The sequence below is a fragment of the Nocardia sp. NPDC005746 genome, from assembly GCF_040630785.1.
Taxonomy (GTDB): Bacteria; Actinomycetota; Actinomycetes; order Mycobacteriales; family Mycobacteriaceae; genus Nocardia.
Genome location: NZ_JBEXYE010000001.1, coordinates 347,748 through 368,318, shown reverse-complemented (window position 1 = coordinate 368,318; position 20,571 = coordinate 347,748). Strand labels below are relative to the sequence as shown.

23 protein-coding genes are annotated in these 20,571 nt (G+C 69.1%); 13 read left to right on the top strand and 10 right to left on the bottom strand.

Going from position 1 to position 20,571, the window contains the following annotated elements; all coding sequences use genetic code 11:
• Positions 1-112 precede the first annotated feature (112 nt).
• Genes ABZ412_RS01690 through ABZ412_RS01680 form a run of 3 tightly spaced genes read right to left on the bottom strand, consistent with a single transcriptional unit; the run spans position 113 to position 2,319 of the window.
• Positions 113-880 carry a glycerophosphodiester phosphodiesterase gene (locus ABZ412_RS01690; RefSeq protein ID WP_357275040.1) on the bottom strand — a complete coding sequence of 256 codons (768 nt, stop codon included), beginning with the start codon at positions 878-880 and terminating at the stop codon, positions 113-115.
• Complete coding sequence (locus ABZ412_RS01685; protein WP_357275037.1) at positions 877-1,968, bottom strand: DUF4328 domain-containing protein; 1,092 nt, start codon at positions 1,966-1,968, stop codon at positions 877-879. Before ABZ412_RS01685 ends, ABZ412_RS01690 begins: the two co-directional genes overlap by 4 nt.
• Before the next feature lie 18 nt (positions 1,969-1,986).
• The gene (locus tag ABZ412_RS01680; protein ID WP_357275909.1) at positions 1,987-2,319 is read right to left on the bottom strand and encodes a rhodanese-like domain-containing protein; all 333 of its coding nucleotides are present in this window, start codon (positions 2,317-2,319) and stop codon (positions 1,987-1,989) included.
• A gap of 348 nt (positions 2,320-2,667) precedes the next feature.
• On the opposite strand from ABZ412_RS01680, the gene ABZ412_RS01675 reads away from it, so the two are divergent.
• Positions 2,668-3,279, top strand: coding sequence for a hypothetical protein (locus ABZ412_RS01675; RefSeq protein WP_357275035.1), 612 nt, complete (start codon positions 2,668-2,670; stop codon positions 3,277-3,279).
• Here the strand turns inward: ABZ412_RS01675 and msrA are convergent.
• The gene (msrA, locus tag ABZ412_RS01670) at positions 3,276-3,941 is read right to left on the bottom strand and encodes a peptide-methionine (S)-S-oxide reductase MsrA (protein ID WP_357275033.1); all 666 of its coding nucleotides are present in this window, start codon (positions 3,939-3,941) and stop codon (positions 3,276-3,278) included. The two genes, ABZ412_RS01675 and msrA, sit on opposite strands and share 4 nt — an antisense overlap.
• 150 nt (positions 3,942-4,091) lie before the next feature.
• Here msrA and ABZ412_RS01665 point away from each other — a divergent pair, with 150 nt between their 5' ends.
• The 3 genes from ABZ412_RS01665 (at position 4,092) to ABZ412_RS01655 (ending at position 6,450) form a co-directional block, all read left to right on the top strand.
• Entirely contained in the window at positions 4,092-4,715 is a 624-nt protein-coding gene (locus tag ABZ412_RS01665; protein ID WP_357275029.1) for a superoxide dismutase, read from the top strand.
• 178 nt (positions 4,716-4,893) lie between these two features.
• Positions 4,894-5,415 carry a peptidase gene (locus ABZ412_RS01660; RefSeq protein WP_357088368.1) on the top strand — a complete coding sequence of 174 codons (522 nt, stop codon included), beginning with the start codon at positions 4,894-4,896 and terminating at the stop codon, positions 5,413-5,415.
• Between the two features lie 291 nt (positions 5,416-5,706).
• On the top strand, positions 5,707-6,450 hold the full coding sequence (locus ABZ412_RS01655; RefSeq protein ID WP_357275027.1) for a TMEM165/GDT1 family protein: 744 nt from the start codon (positions 5,707-5,709) through the stop codon (positions 6,448-6,450).
• Here ABZ412_RS01655 and ABZ412_RS01650 read toward each other — a convergent pair.
• Together ABZ412_RS01650 and ABZ412_RS01645 are read right to left on the bottom strand one after the other, a co-directional pair.
• A complete protein-coding gene (locus ABZ412_RS01650; protein WP_357275024.1) occupies positions 6,391-7,035 on the bottom strand; it encodes a TetR/AcrR family transcriptional regulator in 645 nt (214 codons plus the stop codon). The two genes, ABZ412_RS01655 and ABZ412_RS01650, sit on opposite strands and share 60 nt — an antisense overlap.
• Before the next feature lie 28 nt (positions 7,036-7,063).
• Entirely contained in the window at positions 7,064-7,972 is a 909-nt protein-coding gene (locus tag ABZ412_RS01645; RefSeq protein WP_357275022.1) for an SDR family NAD(P)-dependent oxidoreductase, read from the bottom strand.
• A 244-nt stretch (positions 7,973-8,216) separates the two neighbouring features.
• On the opposite strand from ABZ412_RS01645, the gene ABZ412_RS01640 reads away from it, so the two are divergent.
• Complete coding sequence (locus ABZ412_RS01640) at positions 8,217-8,984, top strand: SDR family NAD(P)-dependent oxidoreductase (protein WP_357275020.1); 768 nt, start codon at positions 8,217-8,219, stop codon at positions 8,982-8,984.
• Between the two features lie 207 nt (positions 8,985-9,191).
• Here ABZ412_RS01640 and ABZ412_RS01635 read toward each other — a convergent pair whose 3' ends face one another.
• The 3 genes from ABZ412_RS01635 to ABZ412_RS01625 all read right to left on the bottom strand — a co-directional run bounded on the left by ABZ412_RS01635 (position 9,192) and on the right by ABZ412_RS01625 (position 13,311).
• Positions 9,192-9,392 carry a cold shock domain-containing protein gene (locus tag ABZ412_RS01635; RefSeq protein WP_033085228.1) on the bottom strand — a complete coding sequence of 67 codons (201 nt, stop codon included), beginning with the start codon at positions 9,390-9,392 and terminating at the stop codon, positions 9,192-9,194.
• A 317-nt stretch (positions 9,393-9,709) separates the two neighbouring features.
• Positions 9,710-11,665, bottom strand: coding sequence for a molecular chaperone HtpG (gene htpG, locus ABZ412_RS01630; protein ID WP_357275018.1), 1,956 nt, complete (start codon positions 11,663-11,665; stop codon positions 9,710-9,712).
• Positions 11,662-13,311, bottom strand: coding sequence for a TM0106 family RecB-like putative nuclease (locus tag ABZ412_RS01625; RefSeq protein ID WP_357275015.1), 1,650 nt, complete (start codon positions 13,309-13,311; stop codon positions 11,662-11,664). The genes htpG and ABZ412_RS01625 overlap by 4 nt, the downstream gene beginning before the upstream one ends.
• 176 nt (positions 13,312-13,487) lie before the next feature.
• On the opposite strand from ABZ412_RS01625, the gene ABZ412_RS01620 reads away from it, so the two are divergent.
• The 8 genes from ABZ412_RS01620 (at position 13,488) to ABZ412_RS01585 (ending at position 18,374) form a co-directional block, all read left to right on the top strand.
• Positions 13,488-14,126 (top strand): DUF6474 family protein, encoded by a 639-nt coding sequence (locus ABZ412_RS01620; protein WP_357275013.1) that lies wholly within the window; start codon positions 13,488-13,490, stop codon positions 14,124-14,126.
• Positions 14,127-14,133: 7 nt separating this feature from the next.
• Positions 14,134-14,634, top strand: coding sequence for a hypothetical protein (locus ABZ412_RS01615; RefSeq protein ID WP_357275011.1), 501 nt, complete (start codon positions 14,134-14,136; stop codon positions 14,632-14,634).
• A gap of 49 nt (positions 14,635-14,683) precedes the next feature.
• The gene (locus tag ABZ412_RS01610) at positions 14,684-15,337 is read left to right on the top strand and encodes a YcnI family protein (RefSeq protein WP_357275009.1); all 654 of its coding nucleotides are present in this window, start codon (positions 14,684-14,686) and stop codon (positions 15,335-15,337) included.
• A complete protein-coding gene (locus tag ABZ412_RS01605; RefSeq protein WP_357275006.1) occupies positions 15,334-15,864 on the top strand; it encodes a copper resistance CopC family protein in 531 nt (176 codons plus the stop codon). Before ABZ412_RS01610 ends, ABZ412_RS01605 begins: the two co-directional genes overlap by 4 nt.
• Positions 15,865-15,878: 14 nt before the next feature.
• Complete coding sequence (locus ABZ412_RS01600) at positions 15,879-16,829, top strand: CopD family protein (RefSeq protein WP_357275907.1); 951 nt, start codon at positions 15,879-15,881, stop codon at positions 16,827-16,829.
• A 58-nt stretch (positions 16,830-16,887) separates the two neighbouring features.
• Complete coding sequence (locus tag ABZ412_RS01595; RefSeq protein WP_357275004.1) at positions 16,888-17,370, top strand: SRPBCC family protein; 483 nt, start codon at positions 16,888-16,890, stop codon at positions 17,368-17,370.
• A gap of 75 nt (positions 17,371-17,445) precedes the next feature.
• The gene (locus ABZ412_RS01590; protein WP_357275002.1) at positions 17,446-17,826 is read left to right on the top strand and encodes a DUF5313 family protein; all 381 of its coding nucleotides are present in this window, start codon (positions 17,446-17,448) and stop codon (positions 17,824-17,826) included.
• 95 nt (positions 17,827-17,921) lie between these two features.
• Positions 17,922-18,374 carry a DUF1707 and DUF4190 domain-containing protein gene (locus ABZ412_RS01585; protein WP_357275000.1) on the top strand — a complete coding sequence of 151 codons (453 nt, stop codon included), beginning with the start codon at positions 17,922-17,924 and terminating at the stop codon, positions 18,372-18,374.
• Here the strand turns inward: ABZ412_RS01585 and ABZ412_RS01580 are convergent.
• Positions 18,367-20,571 (bottom strand): serine/threonine-protein kinase, encoded by a 2,205-nt coding sequence (locus ABZ412_RS01580; RefSeq protein ID WP_357274998.1) that lies wholly within the window; start codon positions 20,569-20,571, stop codon positions 18,367-18,369. The genes ABZ412_RS01585 and ABZ412_RS01580 overlap by 8 nt on opposite strands.

Below are 20,571 nucleotides of genomic sequence, written 5' to 3'. Positions count from 1 at the left end.
CCCCTGGTCCCGATTCTTCCCTCCTCCGCTCCTCCGCTTCGCTCCCCCGCTCCGTCAGTCCAGAATCGGGACGGCCGCGAACCTTGGGTAATGCGCCTTGCAAGGGCGAGGGTTATGCGGTGGTGAGCACGGCCTTGGTGCGGGCGGGGTGATTGGTGGCCACCCAGTCCACGCCGAGGTCGGCGCAGAGCTGGATGTCCTCGGGGTCGTCGCAGGTCCAGACGTAGGTGGCGCGGCCCGCGGCGGCGGCCTTGTCGACCAGATCCGGGTGCTCGCGCAGGGTGCGGACCGACGGGCCGATGGCGGTCGCGCCGACCGTGTGCGCCGCGCCGCCGGACAGGTACAGCGAGGACTCGCCCAGCAGCACCGTCGGCAACAGCGGGGCCGCGCGGCGGATGCGCCAGACCGCGGTCGCGGCGAACGACATGACCACGGCGCGTGAGTGATCCGCGGAGGCGGGCGCGCCGATGCCGTAGTGGTTCAGCTCGTTCAGCAGGGTGGTCTCGACCAGCGCGCCGTACCGGACCGGGTGCTTGGTCTCGATGAACAGCTTGGTGGGACGGCTCTTCCAGTCCAGCACCAGCTCGATGAGCTCGCGCAGGGTGAGCACGCCCTCCGGTTCCGCGACGGTGCCGAAGTTCAGGGCCTTCAGCTCCGCGAGCGTCATCTCGCTGACCGCGCCGATCCCGGTCGAGGTGCGGTCCACCGTGCGGTCGTGCACGCAGACCAGGTGTCCGTCACGGGTCAGGCGGATATCGCATTCGACGCCGTCGGCGCCCTCCTGCAGGGCGAGATCGTAGGCGGCGAGGGTGTGTTCGGGTCGCGCCGCGGACGCCCCCCGGTGCGCCACCACGAACGGCGCGCGACTGGCCCGGCTCACTTCGCCACTACCTCCTGTTGCTCCGCGTCCGGAGCTGCCTGCGCAGCGTCCCCGGCGGCGGCCTCATCCCCGACCACAGCATCATCCCCGACCGGGGCCGCGGGCGCGCGCCGCACGGGCTCGATCACCGGGCGCGCCGGGCCGGTCGCGATCAGCCAGCGGCGCGGCGTCTTCGGACGACCCTGCAGGTCCAGGCCCGCGAACGCGCGCACCAGGCCCAGCGAGGCCACCGCGACACCGGCCGCGGCCAGATCCGTCCACATCGCCACCAGCACGCCGTCGGCCTGCACCTGCAGCGAATCCGCCAATCGGTAGCCCAGCGCCACCAGCACCAGCACCGCGTTCGACAGCCAAGCGGCCCACCAGATCCGGACCGCGCGCAGCAGCCGCGGATCACCGTCGCCGGTGCGCTGGGCCGCCTCGGTCAGGAAGATGCCCGGCCAGATCAGGTTCGCGACCGGCACCACACAGCCGAGCACCAGCGACAGCAGCGACCGCGAATCCGACTCGCCCACATTCGCGTACGCGGCGCGGCGGGTCTCGGCGAGCCAGCCGACCAGCGCCACCGCCGACAGCAGGGCCAGCGCCAGCGCCAGGATCGCCGACACGGTCACGGCCGCATCGGAGATCCACAGCAGCCAGGGCTGGATGAGGCGGGTGCGATTGCGCAACAGGATCCCGTAGCGACCCAATTCGGCCAGGGCCGCCACCACGAAGACGGCCGCGGTCGTGATGAGCAACCGGTCCAACCGGTCGGTCCAGGCGGCCAGCGGGCGGTGCGGCTCGGGAGCTTCGGCCGCGGGCCGGTCGTGTAATCCCCAGCGCGGAATCTGCTGATAGCGCGGCGTCTCCGTCGAACCCGAGCGCCGGAGGGGCTGGGCAGCAGGTGATCTGCGGCCCGGCGGGCGGGCCACCCAGCGGTAGTTGCGGCGGTCAGCGGGCGCGTCCACCGGGGCCGGTGACAGCAGCACGCCGTGGCAGCGCGGGCACCAATGCAGCGGCTTGCCCTGGACCGCCCAGCGGGCGCCGCAGCGGGCGCACGGCTGTACGACGGCGGATCGCGATCGGCCCACCTGTCCCCCGTTCATCGCTCCACCTCTCCGCGCCTAGTAGATCTTCGCCTCGGGACCGTCGCCGGTGAGCGGACGGCCGGTCTGCTGCCAGGCCACCATGCCACCGGAGACATTGATCGCCTCGTAACCGATCTGGTTCAGGAACTCCACCACCGCGATGGACCGGCCGCCCTGCCGGCAGATCACGTAGATCTCGGCGTCGATGTCCAGGTCGTCGAGCCGGGCGGGGACGTCGGTCATGGGGATGTGGATGGCGCCGGGCGCGCGGCCGAGCTGCCACTCGTCGTCCTCGCGGACGTCGAGGAGCTGGGCCGGGGCGGGCGCGGCGGAGCCCCATCCGTCCGCGGCGTCGAATTCCGCGGGCACCTCATCGATAGGCACCGAGGGCACGTGGGGGTTCGTCACGGTTTCGATCCTGCCACGCGCGCGCGGGAGCTGTGGAGTTCCGTACCTGCACAGGGTTGGTTTCGGGAGTTATCCACATAATCCACAACCTGATCCACAGGTTGATAGACGACTGATTCGTCCGGGTCGGCCGATCCGGAAGTCCCCTCCCCGTTCCGGAGCGGCCGACCCGAAGGCCTGTCTCAGAGGGCCTCATCCAGTCTGACGCCGCAGGTCGGCCCGCGGTTCCATTCGCACCGGAAAACACGACATAACTAGATAAAGCCGGAAATCCTCGGTCCAGCCGGGCAAGATCGGTAGCCTGGCGCTATGACTGTGAGCAGGGGGCTACTCGGCGGCCTGGATATCAAAGGACTGAACCTCGCGCTGTCGGAGGCGACCTGCCTCGGCATCGACGTCGATCCGGCGGCGGCCACGCTGAGGCTGGAATTGGACGTCTTGACCCTCCCCGCGGACGGCCCGCCACCGGCCGACTGCGACATCTACCTCAACCTCCTCGGCGTCAGCCGGATCGCCGCCTCCCTGCGCCGCCAGCGCTGGGACGACCTCGAGCCGGTTGTGCTCCCGCTCACCGTCGACGGCCTGCACGACGCCGTGAACAGCTTCGGCGGCGGCGCGCTGCACGGGTGGGACTTCCTCGACCTCAGCGACAGCTCCTGGAGCCAGTGGCGCAAGCTGCTCAGCTTCGACACGGTGCTGCGTGACGAACCCGGCGCCCACCTGATGGAGTTCTGCCAGGAAGAGGGCGTCGACCCGCGCGAACTCGACATCCGCGTGTGGTTCGACGCCGCCGAGGTCACCGACAAGCAGGGCAACCCGATCCCGTTGCCGGAGTTCATCGCCGGTGGCGTGCGCTGGTGGCAGGCCCACGACGCGGGCGACCCGCGCACCCAGCGGCCGGACGTGGTCCCGGCGCTCTAGGCGGCGGTCACCCCGGTCGCGTGATCGGGGCAGTACCCGCCGGGGTTCTTCGCCAGATACTGCTGGTGATAGCCCTCGGCGTAGAAGAACGCGGAAAGGTCCGGGAGCGGGGCGATCTCGGTGGTGATCTCCCCGAACCCGGCCGCCGACAAGCGTTCCTGATAGTCGGCCCGCGACGCCGCGGCCGTCCGCGCCTGCTCGTCGTCGAAGGTGAAGACGGCCGAACGGTATTGGGTGCCACGATCATTGCCCTGCCGCATGGTCTGGGTCGGATCGTGGTGCTCCCAGAACCGCCGCAGGATCGCGGCGTAGTCGATCACCTGCGGATCGAAGACCACCAGCACCGATTCGGTGTGACCGGTACGGCCCGAACAGGTTTCCTCGTAGGTCGGGTTCGGGGTGAAGCCGCCCGCGTAGCCCACGGCCGTGCAGTACACGCCCTCCAATCCCCAGAACCCCTGCTCAGCGCCCCAGAAACAGCCCATGGCCAGCACCGCGAGTTGCGTGCCCGCCGGGAAAGGGGGTTTGAAGGAATGCCCGCTGACACAGTGCTTGCCGGGCACGACCAGCGGTTCGGCACGCCCGGGCAGGGCTTGCCCGGGAGTCACCATGGTCGGCTCCGGCAGTCGCAAGCGACCGACGAACTCGTCGTACCACGACATGACTCCAGGCTACGGGACGTGTGGGATATATATCTGGGCCGGAATGCGGGGGCACGCAGCCCGGTTGCGAACGAGCGGGTGTACGAATGATGGTTGGGTGCGCCTCGGATCATGCCGAGGGCACGCGGCCCCGACACGGAAAGGGACATCGTGGCTGTTTACACGTTGCCAGAACTCGATTACGACTACAGCGCCCTGGAGCCCTTCATCTCCGGGCAGATCAACGAGATCCACCACACCAAGCACCACGCCGCCTACGTCGCGGGCGTCAACGCTGCCCTCGAGAAGCTGGAAGAGGCGCGGGCCAAGGACGACCACGCCGCCATCTTCCTCAACGAGAAGAACCTCGCGTTCCACCTCGGTGGCCATGTGAACCACACCATCTGGTGGAAGAGCCTGTCCAAGGACGGCGGCGACAAGCCGGTCGGCGACCTGGCCTCGGCCATCGACGAGGAGTTCGGCTCCTTCGACAAGTTCGTCGCGCAGTTCTCCGCCGCGGCCAACGGCCTGCAGGGCTCCGGTTGGGCCTGGCTGGGCTACGACACCCTGGGCAACAAGCTGCTCACCTTCCAGCTCACCGACCAGCAGGGCAACGTGCCGCTCGGCATCATCCCGCTGCTCGGTCTGGACATGTGGGAGCACGCCTTCTACCTGCAGTACAAGAACGTCAAGGCCGACTACGTGAAGGCGTTCTGGAACGTCGTCAACTGGGCGGAGATCCAGGACCGCTACTCCAAGGCGGTTTCCCAGGGCAAGGGCCTGATCTTCGGCTGACGCCCCTCTTGCTTGCGGAGGCCCGCGAACCGGTCGGTTCGCGGGCCTTTCGGCATTTCAGGGGGCCGGGTGCTAGCACTCTTTGGTACTTGTGTGCCAGTTAGCTTCGGGTACAACCTGGTGTTCCCACTGGCAACACCGGGCACAGCCGCCCCCTGGGAAGTTCGGGAGGCACATCATGAGTGGTCAGATCGGCGTCATGCCCTTCCAGGCCCATGGTTCGCTGCAAGGATTCGTGATCTCCGGACGCTGGCCCGACTCCACCAAGGAATGGGCGCAACTGCTGGTCCTGGCCGTGCGGGTGGCCGGGCTCCCGGGCCTGCTGCCCACGTCGACGGTCTTCGGGGCGCGCGAAGAGCTGCCGGACGACCCGGATCCCGCCATGGTGGGGCTGGTGATCGCGGAAGGGCCCGTCCTCGGGGACGAAGCGTTGCAGCCCGGCAGGTTTGCCGGACATGTGCCACCGGCCTTGATCATGTTGCATCCGCCGCGCGAAACGCGACCCTCGCTGCCCGAGTGCTCCGGCGCGGCCTCGGGCTGCCTGCTGCTACCGGGCCTGCCGCATCTGGGGCTGGAACACCGCGCCGCCTGGGTCGAAACGGATTCCGATGGCGCGGTGACCTCGATGGTTTCGCGGGTCGGGGTGGATCCGATCAGTGATCCCGACACCGCGGTTCTGGCTATGCTGCTGGCCGCGTAAGGGAACCCGAAACCTTCCGGCAGCATCGCCAAACTTATTGTGCGCATTGCGATTTGGACGACAGTGGTTTGCATGCGCCCGGTTTGCCGGAGTAAAGTTGCGCCCGAGCGAAGGGGAGTAGCCCCCAATCACGTCGTCGACATACTGATCCCCCGGGATCCGGCGCGTGGACCGGAATCTTCCGGTGGGCGAGACCTTCGGCCGACAAGAACCAAACCGATTTACCGGTGCGGTGTCGGCTGAAGCGCCCCCGCATTCAGCCGACAGGCCGGAGACCTGGGAGCTGACTTCATGATCGCCACGATATTGCTGAGTTTCGGCGTGCTGTTCCTCGCCGAACTGGGCGATAAATCTCAACTCATGGCGCTGACCTTCGCGCTGCGCTACCACTGGTGGACCGTGCTGTCCGGCATCACCGTCGCCAGCGTGCTGGTGAATCTGATCGCGGTCGGCGTCGGCCACTTCCTCGGTGCGGCCCTGCCGACCGGCGTCATCTCGCTGTTCGCCGCCGCCACCCTGATCGGCGTCGGTCTCTGGACCCTGCGCGAGACCCTGACGAGCTCCTCGGACGCCTCCGATGACGAGGTCGCGCCGCAGGTCAGGTCCCGGTCCGCGTTCCTGGTCGTGCTGTCGGCCTTCCTGCTCGCCGAACTCGGCGACCGCACCATGTTCGCCACCATGGCACTGGCCACCAACAACAACTGGGTCGCCGTGTGGATCGGTTCGGTCGCGGGCATGGTGGCCGCGGGCGCGCTGGCCATCGCGATCGGCGTGACCGTCGGCAAGCACATCCCGGAGCGGATCATCGCGGTCTGCTCGGGCCTGTTGTTCCTGTACTTCGGTGCGCTCACCCTGCTCGAGGCCTTCGCGCATGGACTGGGCACCCCGCTGGCCGCGCTGCTGTCGCTGGCGCTGCCCGCCCTCGCCGGCGGCGTGCTGCCGGCGCTGCGCCGCCGCGCCGGGACCCCGGCCGGTTCAGTCGCCGAGCACGTTGTCGCCGAACAGATCCCCGCTGCGCCGCACGAGGTCCAGTAGCGGCGCACGCAATTCGCGCAGCCCGTCCGGGTCGCCGACCGCGATGCGCGCGGTGACCATCGAGCTCAGCGCCGCGACCAGGGTCTGACAGGCGAAACGCTGCGACTCGGTCTCGGCGCCCAGCACGTCGGCGACCATGGCTGCGAAGGTTTCCTGCAGGTGGGTGCGGCGCGCGATGGCGTCCGGGCCCGCGGCATACACCTCGACGAGGAAAACCCGGGCGTAAGCCGGTTGCGCGGCCAGCGCCTCCAGGTACGCGCCGAGCAGCCGTTCCATCCGCTCGGTGCGGGTCTCCCCGTCGAACTCGGCGCCGGTGGCCGCCAGGATGCCGGTCAGCATGAGCTCCGTGGCCCGCTCATAGGCGGCCTCGAAACAGTCCTCCTTGGAACGGAATTGCTCGTAGAAGGTTTCACGGGAAACCCCCGCGCGCTTGATGACCGCGGCCACCGGCGTTCCGACATAACCGTTCTCGGCCATCGCCTCGGCCATGGCGGCCAGGATGCGGTCGCGCTGGGCGGCCACCACATGCTCCCGGGACAGGCCGTGCCGGCCGCGGGGAAGTTGGCGGGTTGCCGATTCGGTCATACGCGGGACTCCAGGTGGCCTCGGTCGTTCAGGCGAGCTTTCTCATTCTGCGGGGCCGGGCCGGTTGCTCGGTCGTGAACCCCGTTGGTTCCGTATCGGCGATGGCCAGTCCACTCGCTACACCCCGGCGCAGCGAGAAGTCGATCAGGTGCTGGGTGAGCGGACGGCACCACAGTGCCATGCTCACCCAATACGGCGAGACGATGTGGCGGGAACGGCGGGCCAGCGCCCGCTCACAGGCGTCGATGGCCGGGCCCAGCGGAGCCACGCCGGAGACGGTGGACCGGCCCAGAATGCTGCGGGCGGCCTCGGTGCCGAAGCCGCGGCTGGTCATCTCGGTGTCGAGTTCGGCGAAATAGGCCATGCCCACTTTGGCCCCGGTGTGCCGCAATTCGATGCGCAGGGTGTCGCCGAGCGCCTCGACCGCGGCCTTGGAGGCGCTGTACGCCCCCGCCAGGGGTAGATGGATGGCGGCGGCCAGCGAGGAGACGATCAGGATGTACCCGCCCCGGTGCGCGATGTGCGGTCCGGCCGCGCGCATCGTGTAGTAGACGCCCAGCACATTGACGGCGAGGGTCTCCTCGAGCACGGTCGGGTCGCCGCCGAGCAGGGACAGTTGCCGGGCGATGCCCGCGTTGCACACCACCGCGTCCAGGCCGCCCAGTTCGGCGGTCAGCGAGTTCACCACCCGTTCCACCTGGGCCGGGTCGCCGATGTCGCAGTATCGCCAGGGCGCGTCGCCGCATTCGCTCGCGACCTGGGCCAGCAGCGTCTCCTCGATGCCGAGCAGTGCGACGTGCGCCCCGTGCGCGTGCAACTGACGGGCGAGAGCGGCCCCGATGCCGCGGGCCGCGCCCGTGATCAGGATGCGTTTACCGGCCACGCGCGGGATCCGGCGGCGGAAACCACGGCGATGACCGACCGTGCTGGCGTTCATATATGCGAAGCTACCACTTAGACGAACACTCATGTTCGTAAAGCTGAGGGTTCGCGGCCCGTCTCGATTCTGGACTGACGGCGCGGGGGAGCGAAGCGGAGGAGCGAAGGAGGGAAGAATCGAGACTTCGGGGGCCGCGACCGCCTCTCTCCACCCCGCGGCTTGCCCGGAGCGGAGCGTAGGGCAAATTAGATATTGACGGATGGCCAGCGAGAGGGCCGTCCCTTGTCGAGAGGACCAAACCGTGGAGATTTCGGGCTCCGCCGCCATTGTCACCGGAGGTGCGTCCGGTCTGGGTGCGGCCACCGCCAAGCGTTTCGCCGATGCGGGCGCGACCGTGTTCGGCCTGGATCTGGCTCAGTCCATCGAGCGTGCGGGTGACAGCGTGCCGGCCGGCGTCACCCTCATCCCGACCGACGTCACCAGCGGTGACGAGGTGGCCGCCGCGGTCGCCAAGGTCGTGGAATCCGGTGTGCCGCTGCGCATTGTCGTCAACTGCGCCGGTGTGGGCTGGGCGGGACGCATCCTGTCCAAGAACGGCCCGCACGACCTCGAGCTGTTCCGCACGGTCATCACCGTGAACCTGCTCGGCTCCTTCAACGTCATGCGCCTGGCCGCCGACGCCATCGCCAAGACCGAGCCGGTCGACGAGTACGGCTCGCGCGGCGTCATCATCAACACCGCCTCGGTCGCGGCCTTCGAGGGCCAGATCGGGCAGATCGCCTACTCCGCCTCCAAGGGCGGCGTCGCCGGCATGACCATCCCCGCCGCGCGTGACCTCGCGCAGTTCGGCATCCGCGTGAACACCATCGCGCCCGGCATCATCGACACCCCGATGCTCGCCGGTGTCACCGAGGAGTACCGCAAGGGCCTCGAGTCCGGCGTTCCGTTCCCGTCCCGCCTGGGCCGCCCGGACGAGTACGCGCAGCTCGCGCAGTACATCACCGAGCACGACTACCTGAACGGCGAGACCATCCGCATGGACGGCGCCCTGCGTATGGCCCCGCGCTGATTGTGCGAAAGACCAAGGCCCCGCACTGAATTCAGTGCGGGGCCTTGAATCTTGTTATCGAGTCCGCGAGAACTGATCTCGGAAGGTTCCGGGTAACTCCGGGGGTACCCCCAAAATCGGCTCGGCACCCAACCGCCAGCCCGCATGCAGTGCGGCCCACGGCTTTCAGCCGGGCGCTACAGTCTCGGGGAGGCGGGAGAGCCTGCCTTAGTGCGGGCGAACAGCGGCCGCCTGGGGGCCCTTCTTGCCCTCGGTGATCTCGAACGAGACCGCCTGGCCCTCCTCGAGCTGACGGTAGCCGTTGCCCTCGATCTCCGAGTAGTGGACGAAAACGTCGGGGCCGTCCTCGCGGGCGATGAAGCCGTAGCCCTTCTCCGCGTTGAACCACTTGACGGTGCCCTGAACCATTACCTTCTCCTGACGAGGTGTTTCTTTTAATGCGTGGGCGCCGCGGCTGCGGCACCCGGGTCGATCAGAAGGCGGCTTGCAACTTGACTGGCAAGGTGAAGCAACGCCCGCACACTGTTCCGCGCGAGCATGTTGAAACACGAACACGAAAAACTTACGACCAAGACATACAACGTACGCCCTCGCCACTAGTTCCCGAAATTCGCCGAGACATGTGCACCGTCACACCGGGGACCGGCTGAGCATGACCGATTCCCGCTCGCTATGGATCGGGAACGTGCCGGCGACGCCGGCACGACCCGATCCGACGCGCCAGGTCAGAGCGTGCGGGTGAGGCGATCGGCGAGGATCCGGGCGAAGTGCGCCGGGTCCTTCAGCTCCCCGCCCTCGGCGAGAACCGCCGTGCCGTAGAGCAATTCGGCCGTCTCGGTGAGGGCGAGCGGCTTGTCCTCGTCGCCGGACACCTTCGCGTACGCGTCGCGCAGACCCGTCACCAGAGCGTGGTCCGGGTTCAGTTCCAGGATGCGCTTGCTGTGCGGCAGCTCCTGGCCGGAGGCGCGGTACATGCGTTCCAGCATCGGAGTGAAATCGAACACATCGCCGACGATGCAGGCCGGGAAGGTGGTGAGCCGGTTGGTCAGGCGCACCTCCTTGACGTCCGCGTCCAGGGTCTGCTGGAGCCAGCCGAGCACGCCGGAGAAGTCCTTCTCCTGCTGTTCGCGCAGCTGCTCGGAGGCCTTCTTCTCGTCCTCGGTCTCCAGGTCGACCTCGCCCTTGGCGATGGAGACGATCGGCTTGCCCTCGAACTCGGTGACCGAGCCGACCCACATCTCGTCGACCGGGTCGGTCAGCACCAGCACCTCGAGGCCCCTGGCCCGCAGCGCCTCCATGTGCGGCGAGTTCTCGATCTGCTGCCGGGTCTCGCCGGTCATGTAGTAGATCGCCGACTGGGTCTCGGGCATGCGCTCGACGTACCCGGCCAGTGTGGTCAGCTCGCTGTCGGAGTGCGTGGACGCGAACGACGAGACGCCCAGGATGGTCTCGCGATTGTCGGCGTCGGAGAGCAGACCCTCCTTGAGCACCCGGCCGAACTCGCGCCAGAACTCCTGGTACTTGGCCTGGTCCTCGGCGTTCTTCAGATCCTTGACCGTGGACAGCACCTTCTTCACCAGGCGCTTGCGGATCATCTGGATCTGGCGGTCCTGCTGCAGGATCTCGCGGGACACATTGAGCGACAGGTCCTGCGCGTCGACCACGCCCTTGACGAAGCGCAGATACTCCGGCATCAGCTCTTCGCAGTTGTCCATGATGAACACCCGGCGTACGTAGAGCTGCACGCCGCGTTTGTGCTCGCGGGTGAACAGGTCGAACGGCGCGTGCGAGGGAATGAACAGCAGCGCTTGGTATTCGAAGGTGCCCTCGGCCTTCATCGGGATGATCTCGAGCGGATCGTCCCAGGCGTGGGCGACGTGCTTGTAGAACTCCGTGTACTCCTCGTCGGTGACCTCGCTGCGCGGGCGGGTCCACAACGCCTTCTGGGAGTTCAGGGTCTGGGTCTCGACGATGGTCTTCTCGACCTTGTCCTCGCCCTCGCCCTCCATGACGGTGCGCTCGACGTCCATCCGGACCGGCCAGGCGATGAAATCCGAGTACTTCTTGACGATTTCGCGGAGCTTCCACTCCTGCGTGTAGTCGAAGAGGTGATCGTCCTCGTCGGCCGCCATCAGGTGCAGCGACACCGAGGTGCCCTGTGGGGCGGTGTCGAGTTCCTCGATCGTGTAGGTGGGGCTGCCGGCCTCCGATTCCCAACGGGTACCGGTGGTTTCGCCCGCCTTGCGGGTGGTCAGGGTGACCTTGTCGGCCACCATGAAGGTCGAGTAGAAGCCGATGCCGAACTGGCCGATCAGCTCCTCGGCCTGCTGGTCGCCGGCCTTGGCCTCCAGCAGCTGCTGGCGTAGCGCGGCGGTGCCCGACTTGGCGAGGGTGCCGATCAGGTCCACCACCTCGGCTCGGGACATTCCGATGCCGTTGTCGCGCACGGTGAGCACGCGGTTGTCGCGGTCGACCTCGAGCTCGATGTGCAGATCCGAGGTGTCGGCGTGCAGGTCCTTGTCGCGGAAGGTCTCCAGGCGCAGCTTGTCCAGCGCGTCGGAGGCATTGGAGACCAACTCCCGCAGGAAGGTGTCCTTGTTCGAATACACCGAGTGGATCATCAGCTCCAGCAGCTGATGGGTCTCGGCCTGAAACTCCAGGTGTTCGACGTGTTCGGTCACGACGCGATATTACGACGGTCGAAGTCGGCGATGGCGGGAACCTCGGCGTCCGCGCGGTCTGTCATCCAGTCCCGCAGCACCTGGGTCGCGCGGCAGTCGTCCTCGTTGTACTCGAAGATGCGGGTGCGCTGCGACAGGTCCGGTTCGCCGCCGTCGTAGGCGACGGCCAGGCGGTACCAGGCCATCGACGCCTCGCCGCCGGCCTCCGCGTCACGCCAGTGGAAGCCCGCGACCGGCGCGATCTTCTTGAGACCCTTGCCGTTCGGGCAGATGAACTGCTCCGACACCGCCTGGAACATGTCCACCCACTGCGGCCCGTCCACGAACCGCTGCACCTCCCGCTCGGTGGGGATGCCGGGGCGGCCCGCGAACCGGCGCGCCGACTCGTAGAGCCACTTGTCCTCGGCGGTGCGCGAATAGCAGTAGGCGGCAAAGGATTTACCGTCGGCGGCGGCTTGCGCGCGCACGCCCATCAGCCAGGTCCAGAACTCCGCGAAGGAGCGGCCCTCGTCCTCGGTGGGCAGCGGATCCCAGGTGACGAACGGGCGGTACACACCGTCGAGCAGGGTGCCCCACAGGTAGGCGCCGTGCTCCTGGAAGCTCTCCAGGTCCACGTCCACCTCGACGTCGGCGCGGGTCACCCGCACCCGGTCCACCCGGCGGACCAGCGGCGCGCCCGTCGCCCAGGCGCGGGCGGTGACCACGGCCTCGGTGAACGGCTCGTACTGCCAGTCGTCCGGATCGTCGCCGCTCCAGGCGGCCAGCTCGTCGATGGTCTCGACGCCGTGGCGGCGCAGCACCTCCGCGCGCGAACCCGGGGCCACCAGGCTCACGTCGCGATGCTCGACCAGCCACTGCTCACAGCTGCGGCCGCCCTCCTCGGGGGCCCGGCTCCACCACGGGCACTGGCGGCATTCGGGGACTTTCGAAGGGATGGTGGGGAGTTCGCCGCGCACCACCGCGATGCGGTCGGCGTAGCGGATGTCGTAGTCGTCCAGCAGCAGGGCCAGGTCGTGCACCAGGATGCGGTCGAAGTGGTAGCCGATGGCGCCGCCGGTCAGCGCCGGGCTGGCCAGGCCGTGCCGCTGCAGCATGCGGTACAGGTGCGCGAGGCGCTGGAGGTCGCGCGGCTGCGGCCGGGTGCGGACGTGCCTGTCCTCCTGGGGATTCCACTCGTACAGGCCGCTGGTCAGCGGGTGGTGATCGGCCGGGTCGGGCTGACGGGGGTCGGTCACCTTGTGGTTCACCACGATGACCGGGCGGTATCCGCCGCGATCGCTGTCACGCCACAGGATTTCGCAGCCGCCGCGACGGCCGGTGTCGGCCTCCTGCGGTAGCAGCCCGCCCCAGATGCGGTCGGCGCCCGCGGCCATGGCGGCCATGGTGGCGGCCGCCCGCGCGGTCGCGGGCTGCTTGGGATCGATCACCGTCCAGCTCTCGGGCGCCGCGGCGACCAGGGTGTCACGCACCTGAGATCTGTGCGCGGCCGCCGCTTCTCGTCGCTGCTGCACGCCGGCGTCCTCGGCGACTCCGGTCAACACGCCCGGATGGGTGGCGTCCAGGAAAAGCCGGTGCCGGCACCCGATCAGCGCGCGCGCGTCCACGAACGCCGCCCGCTCGCCATGGTCACCGATGCCCGAATACACGCCAGTCAGTATGGCCTCATCCCCCGACAGGGTCGGCGGGCCGCCCTGTTTCCGCCAGGCGCTCGCTGCGGCGGGAACCCACCCGTTAGGGTGATTCGACACTGCGTTTCATGGGCGGACAGGCATTTCCCCCGGCCCTGTACTGCCATGGCGAACCAGCATGACGGAGGCCATCAATGGGGTTGTTCACCAAGCGCAAGAAGCGGGTCAGCCGCCGAGCCGAGGCGAAAGCCCTCAAGCACAAGGCCGGCATGGAGGCCAAGCTCGGGGCGCGCAACGAGCGCAAGCGCAACCGTGCCGAGGCGCGCACGCAGAAGCAGGTCGCCAAGGCCGAGATCGCGAAGCTGCAGGCCGAGGAGAAGGCCGCGGAGAAGGTGGCCGCCCGTGCCGAGCGGGACCCGTTCAGCGCGGCCTCGATCCGCAAGTACCTGGGCGTGGCCCGGATCCTGGTGCCGGTGCTGGCGCCGCTCGCCTACCGCGGCGCCACCTTCGTGCGCGGGCAGCTCGACACCCGCCGCGCGCAGCAGCTCGGCGTCGGCCTGGACCAGCTCGGCGAGTTCGCCGGGCCGGGCGCCAAGCTGCAGGCCCGGATCGCGGGCGTGGAGTCGACGCTGGCCGAGATCGAGGCCAAGCACACCGACACCGAGACCAAGAAGTTCGTGGCCGCCACCCGCGACCGGCTGGACAGCCTGTCCGCGGCGGTCCGCACCGCCGCCCAGATGCCGGTGCCGCGGCGCCGCGCGGTGCACGCCTCGATCTCCAACGAGCTCTCCGGCATCGAAGCCGACGTGCTCAACCGGCTCGGCGTGCGCTGAGTCACCCATGAGCTCGGTGCGCGGCGGATCGGCCGGGGTGGCCATGGCCGCCCTGGCGGTCGGCGCGCACGGGTTCGCGGGCGGCGGCTACCCCGGCACCTCCGGGCTGATGCTGCTGATGCTGGCGGCGGCCGCGCTCGGCGCGATCGCCGCCGTGCTGCGCCCGCCCGCCGCGCTGCCGCTGCTCATGCTGGCGGGCCAGCCCGTCTGCCACGTCGCGCTGAGCGGGCTGGTGCAGCACGGGCACGCCGCGCGGGCAATGGAATTCACCGCGCACGGGCCGATGGTGTTCGCGCACGCGGCCGCGGGCCTGGTCTGCGCGTTCGGGATCCTGGTCGCCGAGCGGCTCTACGAACTGATCTCCCGGGCCGTCCGGGTGGCGCTCACCCGCCCCGCCGGGCCGCCGACGCGTGTCGCGCGGCCGCGCCCGGCGCACCACTCCCCCACGTCGAAAACCCTTCTCGCACTGGGCGCGGCCGGACCGCGCGCGCCCCCGGTCACGGTGTAACCCCGCTCCCCAACTTCCCGTAACCATTGTCAGAGAAGGCAATACACTCATGAACACCTCTCTTTCGCGTGCCCTGATCACGTCGGCCGCCGCCGCGGGGCTGCTGCTGTCCGGCGCGGGCATCGCCGCCGCGCACGTGGTGGTCGACGCTCCCGGCGCTACCCAGAAGGGCTACACGGTCGCGACCTTCCGGGTGCCGACCGAGTCCGATACCGCTTCCACCACCAAGGTTTCGGTGACGCTGCCGAATCTGAAGAGTGCGCGGACCGAGCCGATCGCCGGCTGGACGTCCAAGGTCGAGAAGAACGCGCAGGGCCAGGCAGTGTCCGTCACCTGGACCGCGGACCCCGGCAATCCGGGTGTGGCGCCGGGCCAGTTCCAGCGCTTCGCGGTCTCCCTCGGGCCGCTGCCCGAGCAGGCGAAGGTCAGCTTCAACGCGAGCCAGACCTACAGCGACGGCAAGGTCGTGGACTGGAACCAGCCGGCGAACGCCGACGGCAGCGAGCCCGAGCACCCGGCCCCCACCCTCACGCTCGCCAAGAGCACCGGCCACGACGACGACGCACCCGCCGCGGCCGACGCGGACAAGGGTGACAAGGTCACCGACGACACCGCCCGCTGGCTCGGCGGCGTCGGGCTCGCGCTCGGCGCGCTGGGCGCGGCGCTCGGCCTGGGCAGCGTCATCCGGGGACGGCGGTCATGAGCCGCAAGGTCGCCGGTCTGATCACCGGCCTGCTGGTCGCCCTGTTCGCGCTGCTCGGCGGTGGTGTGGCGGGCGCGCATTCGGCCGTGGTGGGTTCCACCCCGGAGAACGGCGCGCAGATCGATACCTCCCCCGCGACGGTCAGCGTCACCTTCAACGAGAGCCTGCAGCCCGCCTACCCGTCCATGACGGTCACCGGGCCGGACGGCAATCTGTGGTCCAAGGGGCAGCCGAAGGTGGACGGCGCGACGCTCAGCGTCGAGGTCGGCGAGCTGGGTCCGGTGGGCGAGTACAAGATCGCCTACCGGGTCACCTCCGCCGACGGGCACCCGGTCAGCGGCACCCGGTCGTTCACGCTCACCAAGGCGGGCAACGGAACTCCGGGCCCGAAGTCCGACGCGGGCGCCAAGTCGGGCGGCTCCGACGGTGGCGTGCCGCTGTGGATCTTCATCGTGTGCGCGGTGGCGCTGTTCGGCGGCGGCCTGGCCTTCGCCCTGTTCGGCGGACGGGGCAAGCGACGCTCGTGAACCGGCCCGGCCGCATCGATCGTCGCCGGGAGCGCGGGACGACCGGCGGTGGCAGCTCACCGAGATGGCTACTGCTGCTGGTCATTCCGGCCGCCCTGGCCGGGACCGGGCTAGCCTGGGCACTGGCCGCCGAGGATCCGGTGCAGGCCGAGGCCCCGGTCCGGGTGCTCGCGGACTGCGCGGGGGCGACCGTGCTGGGGCTGGCGGCGCTGCCGCGGCTCTCGGACCGGTTGACCCCGCACTGGCGGGCGCTCACCGTGGCCGCCGCCGTCTGGGCGGCCATGGAATTCGCCATGCTGGTGCTGGAAGCCGCGGAGGTGCAAGGGATTCGGGCGCGGCGGCTGAGCGGGACCCAGTTCGGCGACTATCTCGCGCACGTGAGCGGCGGGCAGATCGGGGTCGCGCTGCTCATCGGGACCGGCGTGGTGGCGGCCTACAGCGCCTTCGGTTTCCGGCGGCCGGATCGGGCCACTCCCGATCTGGTGCTGGTCTTCACCGCTGTGACGCTGGCGCTGCGGCCGATCACCGGGCACATGTCGCAGCAGACGTTCGGGTCGGTGCTGGCGGCGGTGCACGCGCTGGCCGCCGCGGCCTGGTTCGGGCTGCTGCTGGCGCTGGCGCTGACCGTGCGCACCCGCGGCGAATGGGCGGCGCTGCTGCCGAAGTACTCGACGTGGGCGCTGCCGCTGGTGGTCACGGTGGCCGTCACCGGAGTGGTGAACGGACTGGTGCGGATCGGCGGCGTGAGTCCCCTGGTGACCAGCGGGTACGGGCGGATCCTGCTGGCGAAGACGTTGCTGGTGGTGGTGCTGATCGGGCTGGGCTGGTGGTGGCGGCGCGGCTGGGTGCCGAAGGCCGCCGATCACCGGATGACGGCGGAGCAGTCGCTGCGGCGCGCGATTGTGGAAGTGCTGGTGATGGCGCTAGTCTTCGGGTTGGCCGCGACGCTGGCAGTGACCGCGTGATAGATGGCATGCATCACAACCCCTGCGACGAAAACTAGAACACGTTACAGTTGCGCCCATGACAGAAGTCAAGATCGTCGCGGATTGCGCCGCCTCGGCCGAATCCGCCTTCGCCTATGTCAACGATTACCGGCACCTGCCGAAATTCATCAATGAGATCAGCGCCTTCACGCCGTTGACCGAACAGATCGAGGGCGTGGACGCCACCTTCGACGGCACCATTCAGCTCGGGCCGATCGCGCTGCACTCCACCATCAAGATCGTCCGGCACGAGCCCGGCTACGCCATCGCGGTGAAATCCATCAAGGGCTTCGAAATCGAATCCACCTTCCTGTTCCACGACAAGGGCGCCGAATCCTGCACCATCGACGCCATCGTCGACTACCGGGTCCCCGGCGGCCTGGCGGGCAAGATTCTCGGCAAGACCATCGAGCCCTTCGTGAAGCTCGCGGTGAAGAGTTCCACCGGCAATCTGGTCAGCCAGGTCTCGGCCTTCCACGCCGAGCGCACCGAGGCCGAGCCGGACCGCACCAACGCCTGATCCAGTCCACGGGTCGTCAGAGCCGCCGACCCCCCGCGGTTGTCCGTCGCGCGCCCGCTGAGGGATCCTGGGCGCATGCCCGAACGCACCACCCCCAGCCCGCTGCAGCGCCTCGGCTACATCTGCGGCCGGCCCCTCCCGCCGTCCATGCGGGACTGGGTGCTGCGCGACCTCACCGGCCCCGGCGCCACCCGCCGCTACCTGCTGCGCATTCTGATCCCGATCATCCCGGTGCTGTGCCTGTTCCTGCTCATCCCCGGCCCGCTGTGGATGGGCCTGGCCATGATGGCCCTGCTGTACCTGCCGCTCATCTACTTCACCGCGGCCCTCACCTACGTCTTCCGCCGCAACCGGCTCATCAAGAACGGCCTGGACCCCGCCCTGGCCGACGCCGACCGCCGCGCCCGCGAGGCCGCCGACCGCAACGCCTACGAGCAGCGCCACGGCCGCGCCTGACCCTGTGTCCCCGGTCTCGATTCGAACCCCCCGACGGCCGCGAGGAATACGCTCGAAGGCAGTGATAATCGGCTTCGGGTTCGATGGAGAACCAGATGGAACCTCAATGGGCGGCACCGCAATTCCTGGCGAGTGATGCCGATCGGGAACACGCGATCGAGGCGCTGAAGCAGAGTTTTCAGGCCGGTCGGATCACGGTCGAGGAATTGTCCGAACGCATCGGGCACGCGCTCAATGCGCGGACCTGCGGGGAAATCGACCGGGTGATGAGCGGATTACCGTGGCAGCCGGTCACGCCGATCCGGTATCCCGCGTATTACGCGCCCTATACGCCGCCGCCCGCGCGGTCGAAGGGGATGGGGATCGCCGCGTTCGTGCTCGGGGTGTTCGGGTTCCTGTGCGGATTCACCGCGGTTCCGGCGGTGGTGCTGGGCCTGGTCGCGCTCACCGTCGAGCCCGAACGCCGCGACGACCGCGGGTTCGCGATCGCGGGGCTGGCGGTGGGCGCGATGTGGATGCTGATCTTCGGATGGATCTACTTCAGCTGACCGCTCGCTCGAAGGCCAGCAGGTCGGCCTCGGTCTGGCGGAACAGCCAGTAGTCGCCGAGGAAGCCGAACACGCCCGCCACGCACAGGCCGTAGATCGGGACCAGCACCAGCGCCACCTCCCCGGCGTCGAGGAACATCAGGCTGGCGATCACCCCGACCAGCGGAATCGCCACGGCCACCGCCAGATAGCGGGTGCAGCGGCGGCCCAGCGCGCGCAGCGCGTCCCGATCCTCGGCCGTCTCGCCGTGGGTGAGCAGCCGCGGATAGAAGCAGCGCACGATGAAGAAGGTCACCACGAAGAACGGGTAGGCGACCGCGATCGCACCCGAAACCAGCAGCGTCGCCACCAGATTCGCGATCCGGCCCGGTGACAGGTCGGTGAGGACGGCCAGCGACACCGCCGACACCACGGCCGCCAGCACCCACCACGCGAAGGCCAGCAACGCCACCCGGTCACCGTTCTTCAACGTGTCCCGTCGGGCCAGCGACAGGGCCGCGGAATCGTAGGTGCGGCCCCGGCGCAGACCACGCCACACGATGAAGGCCCGGCGGCACAGATAATTGGTGACCGCGATGGCCGCGGGCGTCGAGATCAATACCAGCGCGTTGCCGACCACCTGCAACCGCGCCCGCTCCTCGGGGGTGAACCAGAGCGCCCACAGCGGATGGTTGTGCAGATTCGCGTACGCCATGCCGAGCGCGTCGCCGACCAGGCTGGCCACCGTGATCAATGCCAGCAGCGACCACGGCCCTACCCGGGCCCGCCAGCTGTGCTCGGGCGGATCCACCAGATCGCGGGCCCGCTCGTCCAGGCACAGCTCCAGCTGCTGGGCCAGGGCCGCGCCGTCCGCCCAGCGGTTCTCGCGGTCGGGGGCCAGACATTTCAGCAGCACACGGCGCAGGGTCGCCGGGCAGTCGGGCGGCAGCGCCTCGAGGTGGACCGGATCGACCTCGTGGCGGCGCAGCCGCAGCATCCGCTCGAGCGAGGACTCCGAATCACCCGCGCCGGTCTCGTCGTCGAAGGGACGGTGGCCGGTGAGCAGTTCCCACAGCACCACCCCGAGGGCGTAGACATCGCTGCGCCCGTCGAGCGCCTCGGCCGTCTCCGGCAGGTGCGGATGGCAGGCGGCCAGCTGTTCCGGCGACATGTAGGCGAGGGAACCGCCGAAGTAGGCCAGCGGACTCGCGCCGGCCACGTGCGTGCTGAAACTGATGTTGAAGTCCGCCAGCTTCGGACTGCCGTCCGCGGTGAGCAGCACGTTGGCGGGCTTGATGTCCCGGTGCAGGACGCCGTTGGCGGACGAGTAGTCCAGCGCACGGGCCAGCCGGGCGCCCAGCCACGCAACGGTTTCCGGCCAGGTCCGCGCCGCGTGCTCGGTGCGCGTGGCGGATTCGCCCGGCACCAGGCCGCCCTTGTCGCGCATGGCGGCGTTGACGGCCTCCAGCAGGATGCCGCCGTTCCGTTCGGCTGGTTCCCGGGAACGCACCAGCCCCAGCACCTTCGACAGCGTGCCGCCCGGAAGGTATTGCATGTAGAGCAGTTTCAGTTCCCGGTCGGCGAGCAGCCGCTGGTCGAAGACGCGCACGATGTGCTCGTGGTCGAGCTGGGCCAGGGTCTCGGACTCGGTGCCGTGGTTCTGCGAGATCTTCACCGCCACCAGGCGTTGCATGGATCGCTGCCGGGCCAGGAACACCCGGGCGAAGGCGCCCGCGCCCAACTCCACCAGCAGATCGAAATCGTCGATGCGATCGCCGACCTCGATGCCCTCCAGCGCGTGCTGAGCCTGCGGGCGGGCGATCAGGGTGCTGCGGTAGTCGTGCTCGGCCCACTCGGTAGGGGCGGCCTCGGTCGGGTAGCAGCTGATGTCGAGGGCGATCCCGGAGCGCTCGAGCGCGTGGAACTCCTCGTAGGCCAGGTCCGGGGGCAGTGGGCCGGAACGCAATTCGTCGAACTCGCCGCGGTATTCGGCCAGGCGTTTGGGGAAGTCGTAACGGATCCAGCGGTATTCGAGGTCCACCTTGATCAGTTCGATCAGCGCGACGCGGCGTAGTTGTGGTGCGCGCGGCAGGAATTCGACCAGGTTCGGCGGGGCGCCGGCGGCCTCCCAGGCGGCCTGGAACCCGGCGATGGTCGACGCCAGCAGAGAACGGATCTCGTCGACGCCATCGGAGTCGATCGCCGGTTCCACGTTCAT

Excerpts from the sequence above, each read along its gene's own strand:
- msrA (WP_357275033.1), bottom strand. The coding sequence starts at position 3,941 with ATGTCGTGGTACGACGAGTTCGTCGGTCGCTTGCGACTGCCGGAGCCG.
- ABZ412_RS01650 (WP_357275024.1), bottom strand. The coding sequence starts at position 7,035 with ATGACCGAATCGGCAACCCGCCAACTTCCCCGCGGCCGGCACGGCCTG.
- ABZ412_RS01660 (WP_357088368.1), top strand. The coding sequence starts at position 4,894 with ATGAGTGGTCAGATCGGCGTCATGCCCTTCCAGGCCCATGGTTCGCTG.
- ABZ412_RS01605 (WP_357275006.1), top strand. The coding sequence starts at position 15,334 with ATGAGCCGCAAGGTCGCCGGTCTGATCACCGGCCTGCTGGTCGCCCTG.
- ABZ412_RS01685 (WP_357275037.1), bottom strand. The coding sequence starts at position 1,968 with ATGAACGGGGGACAGGTGGGCCGATCGCGATCCGCCGTCGTACAGCCG.
- ABZ412_RS01590 (WP_357275002.1), top strand. The coding sequence starts at position 17,446 with ATGCCCGAACGCACCACCCCCAGCCCGCTGCAGCGCCTCGGCTACATC.
- ABZ412_RS01615 (WP_357275011.1), top strand. The coding sequence starts at position 14,134 with ATGAGCTCGGTGCGCGGCGGATCGGCCGGGGTGGCCATGGCCGCCCTG.
- ABZ412_RS01675 (WP_357275035.1), top strand. The coding sequence starts at position 2,668 with ATGACTGTGAGCAGGGGGCTACTCGGCGGCCTGGATATCAAAGGACTG.
- ABZ412_RS01580 (WP_357274998.1), bottom strand. The coding sequence starts at position 20,571 with ATGAACGTGGAACCGGCGATCGACTCCGATGGCGTCGACGAGATCCGT.
- ABZ412_RS01585 (WP_357275000.1), top strand. The coding sequence starts at position 17,922 with ATGGAACCTCAATGGGCGGCACCGCAATTCCTGGCGAGTGATGCCGAT.
- ABZ412_RS01610 (WP_357275009.1), top strand. The coding sequence starts at position 14,684 with ATGAACACCTCTCTTTCGCGTGCCCTGATCACGTCGGCCGCCGCCGCG.
- ABZ412_RS01595 (WP_357275004.1), top strand. The coding sequence starts at position 16,888 with ATGACAGAAGTCAAGATCGTCGCGGATTGCGCCGCCTCGGCCGAATCC.
- ABZ412_RS01645 (WP_357275022.1), bottom strand. The coding sequence starts at position 7,972 with ATGAACGCCAGCACGGTCGGTCATCGCCGTGGTTTCCGCCGCCGGATC.
- ABZ412_RS01620 (WP_357275013.1), top strand. The coding sequence starts at position 13,488 with ATGGGGTTGTTCACCAAGCGCAAGAAGCGGGTCAGCCGCCGAGCCGAG.
- ABZ412_RS01655 (WP_357275027.1), top strand. The coding sequence starts at position 5,707 with ATGATCGCCACGATATTGCTGAGTTTCGGCGTGCTGTTCCTCGCCGAA.
- ABZ412_RS01635 (WP_033085228.1), bottom strand. The coding sequence starts at position 9,392 with ATGGTTCAGGGCACCGTCAAGTGGTTCAACGCGGAGAAGGGCTACGGC.